The organism is Rhizobium sp. KNZ2-6A (genome assembly GCF_056755475.1).
The window spans coordinates 15,043-28,661 of sequence record NZ_JBNDIC010000015.1; the positions used below are offsets into that span (position 1 = coordinate 15,043).

Genomic DNA, 13,619 nt, shown 5'->3' on the forward strand with positions numbered 1-13,619 from the left:
ACTTTTCCTGAAACTGCTTTAGCTAGCCAGTTCCTGCGCCCGCTTGCGTGCCGCTTCCAGGGCCGCATCGAACAATGGCTGCATGCCGTCTTCCGCCATCAGCACGCCGAGCGCCGCAGCGGTCGTCCCGCCGGGAGACGTCACGTTCTGACGCAGGCGCGAAGCGTCGTCGGGAGACTGGTGCAACAGTTCACCAGCCCCCGCGACGGTTTCCCGTGCAAGCCGCATGGCGAGGTCCGCCTGCAGGCCGAGCTTCCGGCCCGCCTCCGCCATGCATTCCACGAGATAGAAAACATAAGCAGGCCCGCTGCCCGAAAGCGCGGTCACCGAGTCGATGTCGGCCTCATCAGGCACCCATTCGACCGGGCCGGATACTTTCAACAGGTTGTGAACCAGCTGCCGCTGGCGATCGTTCACCCCAGCATTGGCGAAAGCACCGGTCACGCCGCGTCCGACCATGGCGGGCGTATTCGGCATGGCGCGCACCATCGCTGCCTCCCCCAGGTGCTTTTCAAGCGAGGAGAGCGTCTTGCCGGCGGCAATTGAGACGACGACGGTCTCCTTGCCCACAAGCGATTTAAGCGGCGGCAGAACCGCATCCATGAGCTGGGGTTTGACGGCAATGAAAAGAACACCGGCCGTCACGCCGGCGGGAGCTTCGGTGGCATGGCTGGCACCCGCATCCGCGATCATTTTCCGCATCGCCTCGGCCGGATTGGGATCGACGACGATGACCGACGATCCCGGCACACCGTTCTTCAGCCATCCCGTCAGCAAGGCGCCACCCATATTCCCCGCGCCGATCAGCATGATCGGCCCGGAGGATACGAATGCATTGGCGGATGGTTGACCTGTCATGTCACGCTTCGCCCACCGTTTCGAAAAGCACGGCTTCCATGGCGCGGTTCGCGTCGAGCCCGGACCATACCACGAACTGGAAAGCCTGATAGTATGCCTCGCAGGTGTCAAGCGCGTTGGAAAGCAGCACTTCCACCTGCCGGTTGGTGGGTTCGGCCCCGCCGGACAGCAGCAGCGACTGCCGGAAGATAACGATGTCCTCCTGACGCCACAGATCGAAATGGCCCATCAGCACCTGCCCATTGATGCAGGAGAGGAGCTTGATCACCTCGTTGACACGCGGATCGGGAACCTTGACATCGAACGCGCAGGCTATGTGCAGCGCCTCGAACTCCTCCATCCAGGAGAAAGAGACATGATAATCGGTCCATCGCCCTTCGACGGTCATGGCGATTTCATCCTCGCCCGACCGCTCGAACGACCAGTCGTTATTGGCAGCAACGAACTCGATCATGTCGACCGGATTCGATTGTCGTTCGACTTCCATTTCCATAAGGCTCATGCAGCACCTTCTTGACCGGAATGATTGCAGTTTTCCCGTGACCCAACACTGAAAGAACGCAAACAGTTTTACTCCGGAACCATATTCGGGATGATGTTGAACGGCTGCCAGACTAACGCGTCCACCATGCCCGGGGCTTACCAAGTCCGTTTCGAATCATCATTTAAAATCAGTGTATAGCGGCATGCCCGGCATGCCAGCCCCTGAGCATCGATTTTGGAAACGGCACTGTGGAAAGCTCTTCCGACGTCTATTCAGAAGGGAGTCATAACCGACTCTGGCGATTGGCTTTTTTGCCTATGTCCACAAGTGGAAAAACAGACGGAAATTTTCAGAGGAAAAAGGTGCGGCAAGCGGGTGCCGCACCGGTCTGCGGGCAGAAGATTGAGCTTATTTGCCCTTGGAAGCGAGCTTGGCTTCCAGCGCTTCGATTCTTGCGAGCAACGCATCGTTCTCATCGCGCGCCTTGATCGCCATCTCGCGAACGGCCTCGAATTCCTCCCGCTTGACGATATCCATGCTGTTCAACCAGCGCTCCGCATGGGCATTGAAGGCCGTCTCTATCTCGCGGCGCACGCCCTGGGCAGCACCGGCGGCATCGGTCATCAGCTTGGCGAATTCATCCAGGATTCGGTTCGGTCCAGTGCTCATGGCAGTCTCCTTGCGGCCGTCGGCCCTCAACGGTCAGGCATCGATACGGGCCAGATAGTGCTGAGGTAAGATTTCCAAGGGGCCGATGCAAGCAAATTGAGATAGGACGGGACAATGCAGCTTCGGATCACGGACGCAGCAACAAACGACTTGACCGATTCAGTGGCGAACGCCATGTTCCGCGCACATTTGGATACTTAGCATGGTCCTGTTCCGAAATGACACGGTGCTTTCGGGAACATGCTGCAACGGGCCTGACGATCTTGCTGACATCCGCCAATCTCGCCGCCATCCTGCCTTTTCCGGATATCGATCCGATTGCCGTCAATCTCGGCCCCGTCCCGGTCCACTGGTACGGGCTCGCCTATGTGGCGGGCATCCTGCTCGGATGGCTCTATGCAAGGTCGCTGGTCGACAGCGGCAGGCTCTGGCTGAACGACACCGCGCCGATGACGCGCCAACACCTGGATGACTTCATTCTCTGGGTCGCCTTCGGCATCGTTCTGGGCGGCCGCATCGGCTATATTCTCTTCTATGATCTCGATCAGGTCATCGCCAATCCGATCCGCGCCGTCCAGGTCTGGAAAGGCGGAATGTCCTTCCATGGCGGTTTAATCGGCACGACCATCGCCATGTTTTTGTTTGCCAAACGCAACAAGATTCCGGTCTGGAGCTTGTTCGACATCGTCGCGGCGGCCGCGCCGGTCGGCCTCTTCTTCGGCCGCATCGCTAACTTTATCAACGGCGAGCTTTGGGGCCGGGCCACGGACGTTCCCTGGGCGATGGTATTCTGCAGTCCGCATGTAATCGCTGCCCATGACGGCGTCTGCCCTGCAGGCCCCGATCCGCGCCACCCGAGCCAGCTTTATGAAGCCGGTATCGAAGGCATCATTCTCTTCCTTGTTCTCTTTGCCCTCACGCGCTGGGCGCTGGCGCTGAAGAAACCGGGCACGGTCAGCGGTATTTTTGTCATCGGCTACGCCTTCTCGCGTATTTTTGTCGAATTCTTCCGTCAGCCTGACGAGCAGCTCGGCTATCTGCTCGGCACGAACTGGCTGACCATGGGCATGGTGCTGTCGCTTCCGATGGTCGCCATCGGCCTTTGGGCTGTCATCCGCGCCCGTCTGGCGGCGACCAGGCAGATGGTTTGAGGTGGGGTCAATATCGCGTGGTCTTTTCGAAAGAGGCTCCCAGCCTGTCAGGGCCACGCATTAGCGAAAGCAAAGAATGACGACGGCGCTCGGGGAAAAAATCAAAGCCATCATCCGCACCAACGGACCATTGAGCATCACGGATTATTTTTCGCTGTGTCTCGCCGATCCGGCGCATGGTTATTACAAGACACGCGAACCCTTCGGCCAGTCCGGCGACTTCGTCACCGCACCCGAAATCAGTCAGCTTTTCGGCGAGATGATCGGCGTCTTCATGGTGCACGCCTGGCAACGGCATGGAACGCCGGCCGATGTGCGCCTCGTCGAGATCGGCCCGGGTCGCGGCACGATGATGTCGGACATGCTGCGCGTCATCGGCAAGCTCGCGCCGCCGCTCTATGAAGTTATGACCGTGCATCTGGTCGAGACCAGCGAGCGCCTGCAGGGCTTCCAGCGGCAGACCCTCGAAGCCTACGGCGCAAAAATCTCCTGGCACACCGATTTCGGCGAAGTGCCTGATGGCTTCACACTGATTGCCGCCAATGAGCTCTTCGATGCCATTCCGATCCGCCAGTTCGTTCGCACCGCCAATGGCTTCCGCGAGCGCGCGGTCGGCCTCGATGTCAACGACGAACTTACCTTCACAACCGGCGTCGCCACGCTCGATCCCACGCTTCTTCCGGAAGGCGGGCTTCCGCCGATCGGCTCGGTGTTCGAGGTCGCCCCTGCCCGCCAAGCCGTCATGACGACGATCTGCGACCGGTTGGCGGCGCATGGCGGCACGGCGCTTGCCATCGACTACGGTCACATGGCGACGAGCTTCGGCGACACGCTGCAGGCTGTGCGCATGCATGAATACGACCCGCCGCTGGAACATCCAGGCGAGGCGGATCTCACCAGCCATGTCGATTTCCAGCATCTGGCACAAACCGCGCTTGCCTCCGGCATCCACATCAACGGCTGCTGTCATCAGGGCGATTTCCTGGTCGGGCTCGGCCTGCTGGAACGCGCGGCCGCCCTCGGCCGGGATCAGGATGTGGCGACGCAGGAGAACATCCGCGTCGCCGTAGAGAGGCTCGCAGGCGCCGGCGAAGGCAAGATGGGGGAGCTTTTCAAGGTGCTTGCCGTTTCCAGCCCGGCGATCGACCTCCTGCCCTTTCGCCCTGTCGGCTGAAACCTGACCATCGATCCTGCGGATTGACAGCGCGCGTCGGGCTGGGCCAACATCCCGGCGAGATCGAACTGCTTCGCCGCGGCTGCGTTATGTCAAGCACGACAGGCAAAACCAGAATCAAGGACGCTCCAGTTGCCGACACCAATTGCTAGCACGCTGCTGAGCGCCGCCGAGGCTACCGGCATTCGCCATGGCTATTTCACCCGCGCCGGCGGCATTTCGGAAGGCCTCTATCGCGGATTGAACGTCGGCCTCGGCTCGAACGACGATCGCGACCGCGTGCAGGAGAACCGCCGCCGCGTCGCCGGCTGGTTCGGCCTTCCACTCGATCAGCTTGCCACCGTCCACCAGGTCCACTCTCCCGATGTCGTGACGATCGGCGCGCAATATGACGGCAGCCGCCCGCAAGCCGACGCGTTGGTAACGGCGACGCCGGGTATCGCGCTTGGCGTGCTCGCCGCCGATTGCGGACCCATCCTCTTCGCCGATCCGGAAAACCGGGTCATCGGCGCCGCCCATGCCGGCTGGAAGGGCGCGCTGACCGGCGTCCTGGAAAACACCATCAATGCGATGGAAGCACTTGGCGCGAGACGCGAGGCAATCATTGCCTGCCTCGGCCCCTCGATCAGCCAGTCTAGTTATGAGGTCGGCCCCGAATTCGTCGAGCGCTTCCTCGCCCACGATCCCGGCTATGCGAAATACTTCGCCCCTTCTAAGCGAGATGGCCACGCCATGTTCGATCTGCCGTCCCTGACCGTCGATCGCCTGCGCAAGGCCGGCGTCACGGCCGAAAGCCTGAACCTCTGCACCTATCCGGACGCGGAGCGCTTCTTCTCCTATCGGCGCACGACCCATGCCAAGGAGCCGGATTACGGACGACAGATTTCCGCCATCGCCATTGGGGAGGCAGCTTGATATGGCCTTGTATTTCGAACGCAGCGAATACGATGCTCGTCTGGCGCGGCTGCTGGCGAGGATGCAGGAAGAAAAGCTCGATGCCATGCTGCTCTTCGCCCAGGAGAGCATGTACTGGCTGACCGGCTACGATACGTTCGGCTATTGCTTTTTCCAGACATTGGTCGTCAAGGCGGACGGCTCGCTGACGCTTCTGACGCGCTCGGCTGACCTTCGCCAGGCACAGCTTACATCCGTTATCACCGACATTCGCATCTGGGTCGATCGTGTCAATGCCGACCCGACGCTCGATCTCAAGGAACTTTTGTCCGATCTCGACCTCCTCGGCACCCGCATCGGCATCGAATACGATACCCATGGCATGACTGGCCGCGTCGCCCGCCTGCTCGATCATCAGCTTGCCAGTTTCGGCCAGATCGCCGACGCCTCCTATCTCATAAGCCGCCTGCGCCTGACCAAGAGCCCCGCGGAAATCGCCCACGTCGAACGCGCCGCCGCGCTGGCCGACGATGCCCTGGACGCCGCCCTGTCTCTGATCAGGCCCGGCGCGGACGAAGCCGACATTCTCGCCGCCATGCAAGGCGCGGTCTTTTCCGGCGGCGGCGACTATCCCGCCAACGAATTCATCATCGGCTCTGGCGCGGAAGCCCTGCTCTGCCGCTACAAGTCCGGCCGCCGCAAGCTCGATGCCGATGATCAACTGACGCTCGAATGGGCCGGCGTCGACGCCCATTACCATGCCGCCATGATGCGCACGGTCGTCATCGGCAATCCCAGCCATCGCCACCGCGAACTCTACAGCGCCTGCCTGGAAACCCTGCAGGCAATCGAGACGATCCTGATGCCGGGGCACACCTTCGGCGACGTCTTCGACATGCATGCCAAGATCATGGACGAGCGCGGCCTTGCCCGGCACCGGCTGAACGCCTGCGGCTATTCGCTCGGCGCGCGCTTCTCGCCCTCCTGGATGGAGCATGAGATGTTCCATGTGGGCAATCCGCAGGAAATTCAGGAGAACATGTCGCTTTTCGTGCACATGATCATCATGGATTCCGACAGCGGCACGGCAATGACCCTCGGCCAGACCTATCTGACGACATCGCAGGCGCCGAAAGCCCTTTCCCGCCACCCTCTCGAATTTCTTAACCGTTAGGGGCGTAAGATAGCGATCCTGAATGGTCAGACCGTCGGGAGAAAGGATCGCGTCGATGGGATTGGTCAGGATAACGTTGACTGTCGCCGGCATTTGCCTCGCGCTCTCCGCCTGCAATACCACGGACGCTCTGACGCCGCCCGAGGCGATCGGCGATGTCAGCTCGAGCCCGGTCACACAGCGCGATGTCGAGCGCATGGCCGCGGCACCCCAGCGTCGCCAGACCTATCCAAGTTCTCAGGACAGCTACGGCTATCAGCAGCAGACCTCGCAGCAGGCGTATCAGCCGCAAAATTACGGCAGCAGCGGCACGCTCGACGAACAGGCATCGGCGCTGAGATCAAACGGCACCAATCCTTACGCCTCCCGCCCGCTCGACGGCTCGCGCACCGCATCCATCGCTCCGGCCAACGATCAATTTTCGCAGGCCGACGAGCAGCGCGAAGCAGACCGGCGCCTGTCGGAAGATCCGCAACCGCAGCCACAGCAGCAGGCGGCGGACGATCAACAGCCAGACCAACAACCCGATCAACAACAGCAGCAGGCATCCTTGCCGCCCGCAGCCGCGGCCGGAGGCAACAGCATCCGCTTCCTGCCGATCATCGGCGCTCCCGTCGACGCCGTCACGCCGCTGTCGCGCCAGCTCGGCGCCGATGCCCGCTCCCTCGGCCTGACGATCAAGAGTTCCAGCGATTCCAGCGCCGCCTATATTCTCAAGGGCTATCTTTCCGCCTTCGAGGACGGCCCGCAGATTTCCGTGACCTATGTGTGGGATGTACTTGATGGCAACGGCAACCGCGTGCATCGCATACAGGGTTCGGAAAGCGCGCCACTGAAGCGCGGCGACCCTTGGTCGGCCGTTCCGCCATCCGTCATGCAGAAGATTGCCACCAAAACCATGTCGGAATTCAATTCCTGGCGCGATTCCAGCGGTGGATAGCCACAAGCTTTTCAGAAATATGAAAGCTAACACGCTTCTCCCCCTTGCATTCGAGAGCAAGGCGGTTAAAAGCGCGGCTATCAGGTTGGTAACAGGCGGGCCACAATGAAGGTTTTCGCAGGCAATTCGAACCGGCATCTTGCCGAAGCGATCTGCAATTATCTCAACGTTCCCTTAGGCAAGGCCAGTGTCAGGCGCTTCGCGGACCAGGAAATCTTCGTTGAAATCCAGGAGAACGTGCGCGGTGAAGACGTATTCGTCGTCCAGCCGACCGCATTTCCGGCCAACGACCATCTCATGGAACTGTTGATCATGATCGACGCCATGCGGCGCTCTTCGGCGCGGCGCATCACGGCGGTCCTTCCCTATTTCGGCTATGCCCGCCAGGATCGCCGCGCCTCCGGGCGCACGCCGATCTCGGCTAAGCTGGTGGCCAATCTGATCACTGAGGCAGGCGCCGACCGCGTTCTCACGCTCGACCTGCATGCAGGCCAGATCCAGGGTTTCTTCGATATACCCACGGACAATCTCTATGCGCTGCCGATCCTGACGCGCGACATCAAGGCGAATTACGATATCGGCAACGTCATGGTCGTCTCGCCTGATGTCGGCGGTGTCGTGCGCGCTCGTGCGCTTGCCAAACGCCTCGACTGTCTGCTGGCGATCGTGGACAAGCGCCGTGATCGCCCGGGTGAGTCCGAAGTGATGAACATCATCGGCGAAGTAGAAGGGAAAGACTGCCTGCTGATCGACGACATCGTCGATTCCGGCGGCACGCTCTGCAACGCAGCCGATGCACTGCTCGCAAAGGGCGCGGCAAGCGTCACCGCTTACATCACCCACGGCGTTCTCTCCGGCGGTGCCGTGACGCGCGTCGCAAACTCGAAGCTGAAGGAATTGGTGATCACCGATTCCATCCAGCCGACGACCGCCGTGCAATCGGCGCCCAACATCCGCGTCATCTCGACGGCAAGCCTCATCGGCGAAGCCATCAACCGCACCAGCCAGGAAGAATCGGTTTCCAGCCTGTTCGATTAAGGCCGGACGGCATTCAGGCGGCCCTTGCTCTGGCAGGACGCGTTTGCCTCCATGCCAGCAGGCCGATACCGATCAGGCCGGAGATGAAGACGGCAGCCCCCGATCCCATGATCGAAGGTCCGATGCCGAACCATGCAAATAGGCTCGGCGACATCAAGTAGGCCAAAAGCAGACCCGTGAAGATCGCGCACATCAGCAGACGATAAACCTGCGCCAGCCGATGCGGCTCGCTGCGCGTCTGCATCAAATGCAGCATGGCAAGGTTCTCGAACGGCCCGTTGATCGCCGCAAAACAGGCGACAATCATCAGCCATATGCGGTCATGCATCAGCGGCAGCAGGAAGACTCCGGCTCCGAAGATGAGCTTTGCCGCGATGATCCAGACAACCGGCCGACGCGGCTTGACGCTGCTCAGGATCAGATTGGTCGTCAGGTTGCCGACGCCGTAAGCGGTCATCATCAGGCTATAATCGGTCAGCGGATCGGCGCTGATTTCGCGCAAGTGCAGGATCATGCCGAGCAGGATTCCCATCGCCCAGGCGATATTACCCATCAGGTTGGTGAACAGGCCATAGAGGATCGCCGCATGGCCGCGCGCCGCGCGCCATCCGCCGAGAACGCCATCCACGACGGCAGCCATTCCGGAAAATTCGTGTCGGCGCGGTGCTGCCGGCAGCCTTGCCACCGCCAGCCAGACCGCGAGCGCCGAAAGCAGGAAAGTCGCTGCCGTCACGGTAAAGAATTGCGATTTCGGCAGAAACCCGTTCACGAGTGCAATCAGGCTCGGACCGAGAATGCGCGCCATGCGGCGGGTGGCATCGAACAGGCCGTTGGTCGCGTGCCGGACGTCCGGATCGACCGCAATCGTCGGCAGGGTTGCCTGCAGTGACGGATCGAATGCGGAAGTGAGCAAGGCAATGCAGCCGGCAAGCACCACCAGCAGCGGCAGGCTCATCAGATGCAGAAGCCCGGCAAGCGACAGCATCAGCAGCAGAGCCGCCCGCACGAGATCGCTCGCGATCATCGTGGTGCTGTGACGCCAACGATCCGTGACGATGCCGCCGAAAAGACTGCCGAGCAGCAGCGCGCCGGATTGCAGCGCGGATACATATCCCGCATCGCTGCCGATGAAATCGGCCGCGATCCAGACGACCGCGACCATATAGAATTCGGAGCCTGTCGCCGCCAGCACCTGACCGGCCCATAGAAGAGAAATCGAGCGCTGGCTGAGTGGCTTCAGGACAAACATGATCGCATTCTGATTTCGAAGTGACTTACTTCACGACCTGGCCGTTGACCGAAACGTGACCGTCATCGGAAAGATCGATATCCCAGCGCGAGCGCCCATCGGCGTCCGTCTTGGCAAAGCCCTTGGCCATCATCAGGCCGAAAGAGACCTGAGCAAGATCGGCCTTGGTCTTTGCTGCCTCCTGGATGGCCGCGATCGTCTTGTCGAGATCGCGGGCGAGAACCGTCATCTTCATGGCGACGCGATCCTTCTCGGCCAGCCAGCCGCGCAGGCTGCCGGAAGCCTCGACATCATAGAGGCCGGAAACAGCGCTGATTTTCGGGAAGTTGATGGTCATCGTCCCATCGGGGAACATGGCCTTCTGCAGCTTCTCGTCCATGGCTTTATCGCTCTTCGGCGCCTTGAAATCGGTGTCCTTCAGAACATTCATCATGGCGGTGAAGTTGAGGTTCGGCACCTGCACTTGGATATCTGCCGCATCGGGAATGAAGGCAATATAGTCTTCTGGCACCAGGCCCGTTTCCAAGGTGAGCTTTTCCGCACTCAATCCGAAATCGGCGCTCATGGCATCGGCGGGCCCGGCGATCTTGAAGGAATAACCCATCTTCTGCAGCCCGCCATTACCGAGCGGCGTCGTAAGCGCGATGTCCTTTATGGCAACGGACTCATCGAAGGAACCGACGATCGGCATGGCACTCATGACCAAGGCCTTGAGCGCCTCGCCATCCTTATCCGAAAGCGTCTTCTCATCCTTGTGCTCGGAGACGAACTGCAGCAGCGAGTTCAGCGCCTTCAGAGGCAGCTTCGTCGCGCCCATGTTGAAATCGATCGCCGCGATCTTGATTTCGCCCAGCGTCTCGTCGTCCGACGAGATCTTGTTGTAGAGCGACTGCAGACTGCCATCCATCTTGATATCGAGCCTGCCCGGCTCACCGCTATCGGCCGACGACAGCGTGTAGGAAATGCTGTCGGCGGTGGCGTCGTTCTTCTGGACGCTCTTGTTTTCGTCGGTCGTCTTGGTGGCGAAGGTAATGCCTTGCCCCTTCATATCCATTGAACGCAGATAATGAAGCGCGGGATCGAAAACGCCCTTGACGGTGGAAGAGGCCAATGCGTAGCGAAATTCGCTGTCGGGGGCCTTGCCAGGCTCGGAACGCGCCGTCACGTCCATCGCATTGTTGCCTTCGATATTCCAAAGGCCGTTGTCGAGTGGCGTCGCCAGCATCATCAAAGGCTTGAGGCCGCTGATGCTGAAACCACTCACATTCAGCTTGTCGAGCAGCTTCTGCAGATCATAGGTGACCTCATAATTAGTGCCGACCGGCTTGACCGAGATTGCGCCGCTCTTGGCGATATCATCGGGCAGGAAATAAGTCAGGTTGCCATAGAGATCCTTCGCACCCTGTTCACTGACCTCAGCCGCCTGCACGCCGCCCATAACGCCGGCAGCGACGACAGTCGCTGCAGCAATCGCTTTGAAACGCATAATTCACCCCCAAATATGATGGAAAAGAAATGTGAAAATCCGAAAAGGACCGATCGGTCTTTCGAATGAAACTCTGTTGCCGCCCCCTACATGGGCCTGCTCCTCAGACATCAAGGCTTCTTCATCACTTGACCATTGACCGTCACCGTCCGATCTTCATCCATCGTGATGTCCCAGCGCAGGCGACCGTCGGTATCGGTCTTGGCAAAACCCTTGGCGGCAAGCAAGCCAAAAGAAACTTTATTCAAGCGCGGTTCCGCCTTGGCGGCATCCTGGAAGGCGGCAACCGTCTTGTCGAAATTGCGCGCCAGGATCGTCGCCTGCAGTGAATAGCCGGCATGCGGCTTGGTCGAGCCCTTCAGCGCTCCGGAAATCTCGACATCATAGACGCCTGAAGTGGCGCTGATCTTCGGAAACTCCAGCGTTCCGTAGCCGCTTGGGAACATCGTCCGCTTCAACGCCTCACTGGAGACCGGCGCAGCATGCGGGGCGATCGCGTCGAGGCCGGTATCGATAAGGCCCGCGAAGTCGATGTTCGGCACGCCGAGCTGCACGTCGAGCGTTGACGGCAGGAAGGCCGAATAAGCCACCGGAATGAGATCCGCATCCGGTGTGAACTGCTCGGCCCGCAGTTCCAGATTGACGTTGGAGGCCTTGGTGAGGCCATCCATCTTGAAGCTGTAATCGATGCGCTTGACGCCGACTTTGCCCTTGTCGGTCGCAACCAGGGCATTGTTCAAGGTGACGGTCTTGTTGAGCGATCCGAAAACCGGCAAGGCGCGACGCACCAGCTGCTCGAACTTCTCGCTGCCGCTTTCGGAAAGCTGCTTGGTTTTGACGTGCTGAACGAAGAAGCGAATGAGCGCGCGCAGGTCCTTCGCCGGCAGGCTGGTGGCGGTGAGGTTCGTATCGACGCTGTCGGCACTAAAGGTGACGGGCGAACCATCCGGCCGCACGATGAATTGCTCGCTCAGGCGCTGCAGCGTCCCCTGCAATTGCAGGTCGACCTTGCCGGCCTCGCTGCTGTCGGTGACGGTATGAGCGAAAGAAAGGCTGTCGATGGTGGCGTCGAGCTTGCGCCCGCTCCTGGGGCCGGTGCCGACGCTGGAAAATTTCACGCCGCTGCTCTTGATGCCCATGGACCGCATCATCTCGATCGCCGGATCGAAAATGCCGTCGAAGGAGTTGGAGGTAATGGAATAGGCAAGGTCGGACGTCGGCGAATGCAGGGCGACATCGAGGCTGTTGTCGCCCGTCAGGCGCCATCTCCCCTGTTCGACAGGCTGCGCGAAGAGGGAGAGCGGTTTGAAGCCTGTAACCGAAAATGCACGGGAATTGATCTTGTCGAAGAACTTCGCGAGATCGTAGACGATCTCGTATTGGTCGCCCACCGGCTTGACGGTCACGAAATCGCTGCGGGCAAGATCCTGCGAGAGCGATTGGGTGAGGATATTGCGAAGATCCTTGGCGCCCTGCTCATTGAGCTCGGCAGCCTGCGGCGCGCCGGCAAGACCCATGGAAAAAACGGCGGCGGCAATAACCCTAGAGCGCATGCCCGACCTCACTTTCTGACCCTGATCGATTGGATTCGACTGTTGATGGGGCCGACGGTATATGTCAAGGCGTTGATAGACATGGTATCGCAGGCTTGTCTCGGCCGTTGCAATGCCACCACAAAGCTTCGCATTCCGGGGTGCTTGCACCTTTGGCCGCTTTGTATTATACGCCACGCGTCCGCGTAGACACCCTTGGAGGCAACGCGGATGAGGCAGGGTACGCCCTCCTCCAGTTCAGCTGATACGGCACTGGCCGACCGGATGAACTCTCCAAATAACCTCGAAAGGAATAGCTATGAGCCACGAAAGCTACGAGCTCAAGGCCGAGGCGCGCGAACGGGTTGGTAAGGGGTCCGCCCGTGAACTTCGCCGCAATGGTCTGATCCCCGCTGTCATCTACGGTGACAAGCAGGCCCCCATTTCTATCGCTCTCAACACCAATGAGGTGACGAAGCGCATCCACGCCGGCGGTTTCCTCACGACGATCGCAACGATCGACGTTGACGGCAAGAAGATCAAGGTTCTGCCGAAGGACTACCAGCTCGATCCGGTCCGTGACTTCACGGTTCACGTCGATTTCCTGCGCGTTTCCGGCAACACCGCGGTCACCGTCGAAATCCCGGTTCACTTCGAAAACCACGAGAAGTCCCCGGGCCTCAAGGCTGGCGGCGTGCTGAACATCGTTCGTCACGAAGTCGAAGTCCATTGCCCGGCCGATGCGATCCCGGAATTCTTCACCGTTGACCTCAGCGGCCTGAAGAGCGGCGACAGCATCCACATCTCGAGCGTGAAGCTGCCGAAGAACGTCACGCCCGTCATCGCCGACCGTGACTTCACGATCGCAACGATCGTTGCCCCGGCAGCCGGTCTTGCTGAAGAAGAAGTAGAAGGCGGCGAAGAAGCCAGCGCCTGATTGGCATCTTCAACTTGAAGCATCGAGACCCGC

The 13,619-nt window shown here is 60.3% G+C and carries 13 protein-coding genes; 7 read left to right on the forward strand and 6 right to left on the reverse strand.

Going from position 1 to position 13,619, the window contains the following annotated elements; translation table 11 throughout:
• Positions 1–18 precede the first annotated feature (18 nt).
• From proC to ACPYOP_RS12720, 3 genes are all read right to left on the reverse strand, one after another.
• The gene (proC, locus tag ACPYOP_RS12710) at positions 19–858 is read right to left on the reverse strand and encodes a pyrroline-5-carboxylate reductase (protein ID WP_481410750.1); all 840 of its coding nucleotides are present in this window, start codon (positions 856–858) and stop codon (positions 19–21) included.
• Position 859: 1 nt separating this feature from the next.
• Positions 860–1,360 carry a type III secretion system chaperone family protein gene (locus ACPYOP_RS12715; RefSeq protein WP_112340712.1) on the reverse strand — a complete coding sequence of 167 codons (501 nt, stop codon included), beginning with the start codon at positions 1,358–1,360 and terminating at the stop codon, positions 860–862.
• A 390-nt stretch (positions 1,361–1,750) separates the two neighbouring features.
• Positions 1,751–2,011, reverse strand: coding sequence for an accessory factor UbiK family protein (locus ACPYOP_RS12720; protein WP_112340711.1), 261 nt, complete (start codon positions 2,009–2,011; stop codon positions 1,751–1,753).
• A 263-nt stretch (positions 2,012–2,274) separates the two neighbouring features.
• Here ACPYOP_RS12720 and lgt point away from each other — a divergent pair, with 263 nt between their 5' ends.
• The 6 genes from lgt to ACPYOP_RS12750 all read left to right on the forward strand — a co-directional run bounded on the left by lgt (position 2,275) and on the right by ACPYOP_RS12750 (position 8,382).
• A complete protein-coding gene (gene lgt, locus ACPYOP_RS12725) occupies positions 2,275–3,162 on the forward strand; it encodes a prolipoprotein diacylglyceryl transferase (protein ID WP_481410851.1) in 888 nt (295 codons plus the stop codon).
• Between the two features lie 76 nt (positions 3,163–3,238).
• A complete protein-coding gene (locus tag ACPYOP_RS12730) occupies positions 3,239–4,336 on the forward strand; it encodes a class I SAM-dependent methyltransferase (protein ID WP_481410751.1) in 1,098 nt (365 codons plus the stop codon).
• A gap of 132 nt (positions 4,337–4,468) precedes the next feature.
• Positions 4,469–5,251 (forward strand): peptidoglycan editing factor PgeF, encoded by a 783-nt coding sequence (gene pgeF, locus ACPYOP_RS12735; protein WP_481410752.1) that lies wholly within the window; start codon positions 4,469–4,471, stop codon positions 5,249–5,251.
• A gap of 1 nt (position 5,252) precedes the next feature.
• A complete protein-coding gene (locus ACPYOP_RS12740) occupies positions 5,253–6,404 on the forward strand; it encodes a M24 family metallopeptidase (RefSeq protein ID WP_481410753.1) in 1,152 nt (383 codons plus the stop codon).
• A gap of 55 nt (positions 6,405–6,459) precedes the next feature.
• Positions 6,460–7,344, forward strand: coding sequence for a hypothetical protein (locus ACPYOP_RS12745; protein ID WP_481410754.1), 885 nt, complete (start codon positions 6,460–6,462; stop codon positions 7,342–7,344).
• Between the two features lie 105 nt (positions 7,345–7,449).
• Positions 7,450–8,382, forward strand: a complete 933-nt coding sequence (locus ACPYOP_RS12750) for a ribose-phosphate pyrophosphokinase (protein ID WP_481410755.1) — start codon at positions 7,450–7,452, stop codon at positions 8,380–8,382.
• A gap of 13 nt (positions 8,383–8,395) precedes the next feature.
• Here the strand turns inward: ACPYOP_RS12750 and ACPYOP_RS12755 are convergent, their stop codons facing one another.
• The 3 genes from ACPYOP_RS12755 to ACPYOP_RS12765 all read right to left on the reverse strand — a co-directional run bounded on the left by ACPYOP_RS12755 (position 8,396) and on the right by ACPYOP_RS12765 (position 12,670).
• Complete coding sequence (locus ACPYOP_RS12755) at positions 8,396–9,631, reverse strand: MFS transporter (RefSeq protein WP_481410756.1); 1,236 nt, start codon at positions 9,629–9,631, stop codon at positions 8,396–8,398.
• Between the two features lie 25 nt (positions 9,632–9,656).
• Positions 9,657–11,117: a hypothetical protein gene (locus ACPYOP_RS12760; RefSeq protein WP_481410757.1), complete on the reverse strand. Its 1,461-nt coding sequence runs from the start codon at positions 11,115–11,117 to the stop codon at positions 9,657–9,659.
• Between the two features lie 110 nt (positions 11,118–11,227).
• Positions 11,228–12,670 (reverse strand): hypothetical protein, encoded by a 1,443-nt coding sequence (locus ACPYOP_RS12765; protein WP_481410758.1) that lies wholly within the window; start codon positions 12,668–12,670, stop codon positions 11,228–11,230.
• Between the two features lie 298 nt (positions 12,671–12,968).
• Here ACPYOP_RS12765 and ACPYOP_RS12770 point away from each other — a divergent pair, with 298 nt between their 5' ends.
• Entirely contained in the window at positions 12,969–13,586 is a 618-nt protein-coding gene (locus tag ACPYOP_RS12770; protein ID WP_481410759.1) for a 50S ribosomal protein L25/general stress protein Ctc, read from the forward strand.
• Positions 13,587–13,619: the final 33 nt, after the last annotated feature.

Excerpts from the sequence above, each read along its gene's own strand:
- proC (WP_481410750.1), bottom strand. The coding sequence starts at position 858 with ATGACAGGTCAACCATCCGCCAATGCATTCGTATCCTCCGGGCCGATC.
- ACPYOP_RS12715 (WP_112340712.1), bottom strand. The coding sequence starts at position 1,360 with ATGAGCCTTATGGAAATGGAAGTCGAACGACAATCGAATCCGGTCGAC.
- ACPYOP_RS12720 (WP_112340711.1), bottom strand. The coding sequence starts at position 2,011 with ATGAGCACTGGACCGAACCGAATCCTGGATGAATTCGCCAAGCTGATG.
- ACPYOP_RS12730 (WP_481410751.1), top strand. The coding sequence starts at position 3,239 with ATGACGACGGCGCTCGGGGAAAAAATCAAAGCCATCATCCGCACCAAC.
- ACPYOP_RS12740 (WP_481410753.1), top strand. The coding sequence starts at position 5,253 with ATGGCCTTGTATTTCGAACGCAGCGAATACGATGCTCGTCTGGCGCGG.
- ACPYOP_RS12745 (WP_481410754.1), top strand. The coding sequence starts at position 6,460 with ATGGGATTGGTCAGGATAACGTTGACTGTCGCCGGCATTTGCCTCGCG.
- ACPYOP_RS12750 (WP_481410755.1), top strand. The coding sequence starts at position 7,450 with ATGAAGGTTTTCGCAGGCAATTCGAACCGGCATCTTGCCGAAGCGATC.
- ACPYOP_RS12755 (WP_481410756.1), bottom strand. The coding sequence starts at position 9,631 with ATGTTTGTCCTGAAGCCACTCAGCCAGCGCTCGATTTCTCTTCTATGG.
- ACPYOP_RS12760 (WP_481410757.1), bottom strand. The coding sequence starts at position 11,117 with ATGCGTTTCAAAGCGATTGCTGCAGCGACTGTCGTCGCTGCCGGCGTT.
- ACPYOP_RS12765 (WP_481410758.1), bottom strand. The coding sequence starts at position 12,670 with ATGCGCTCTAGGGTTATTGCCGCCGCCGTTTTTTCCATGGGTCTTGCC.
- ACPYOP_RS12770 (WP_481410759.1), top strand. The coding sequence starts at position 12,969 with ATGAGCCACGAAAGCTACGAGCTCAAGGCCGAGGCGCGCGAACGGGTT.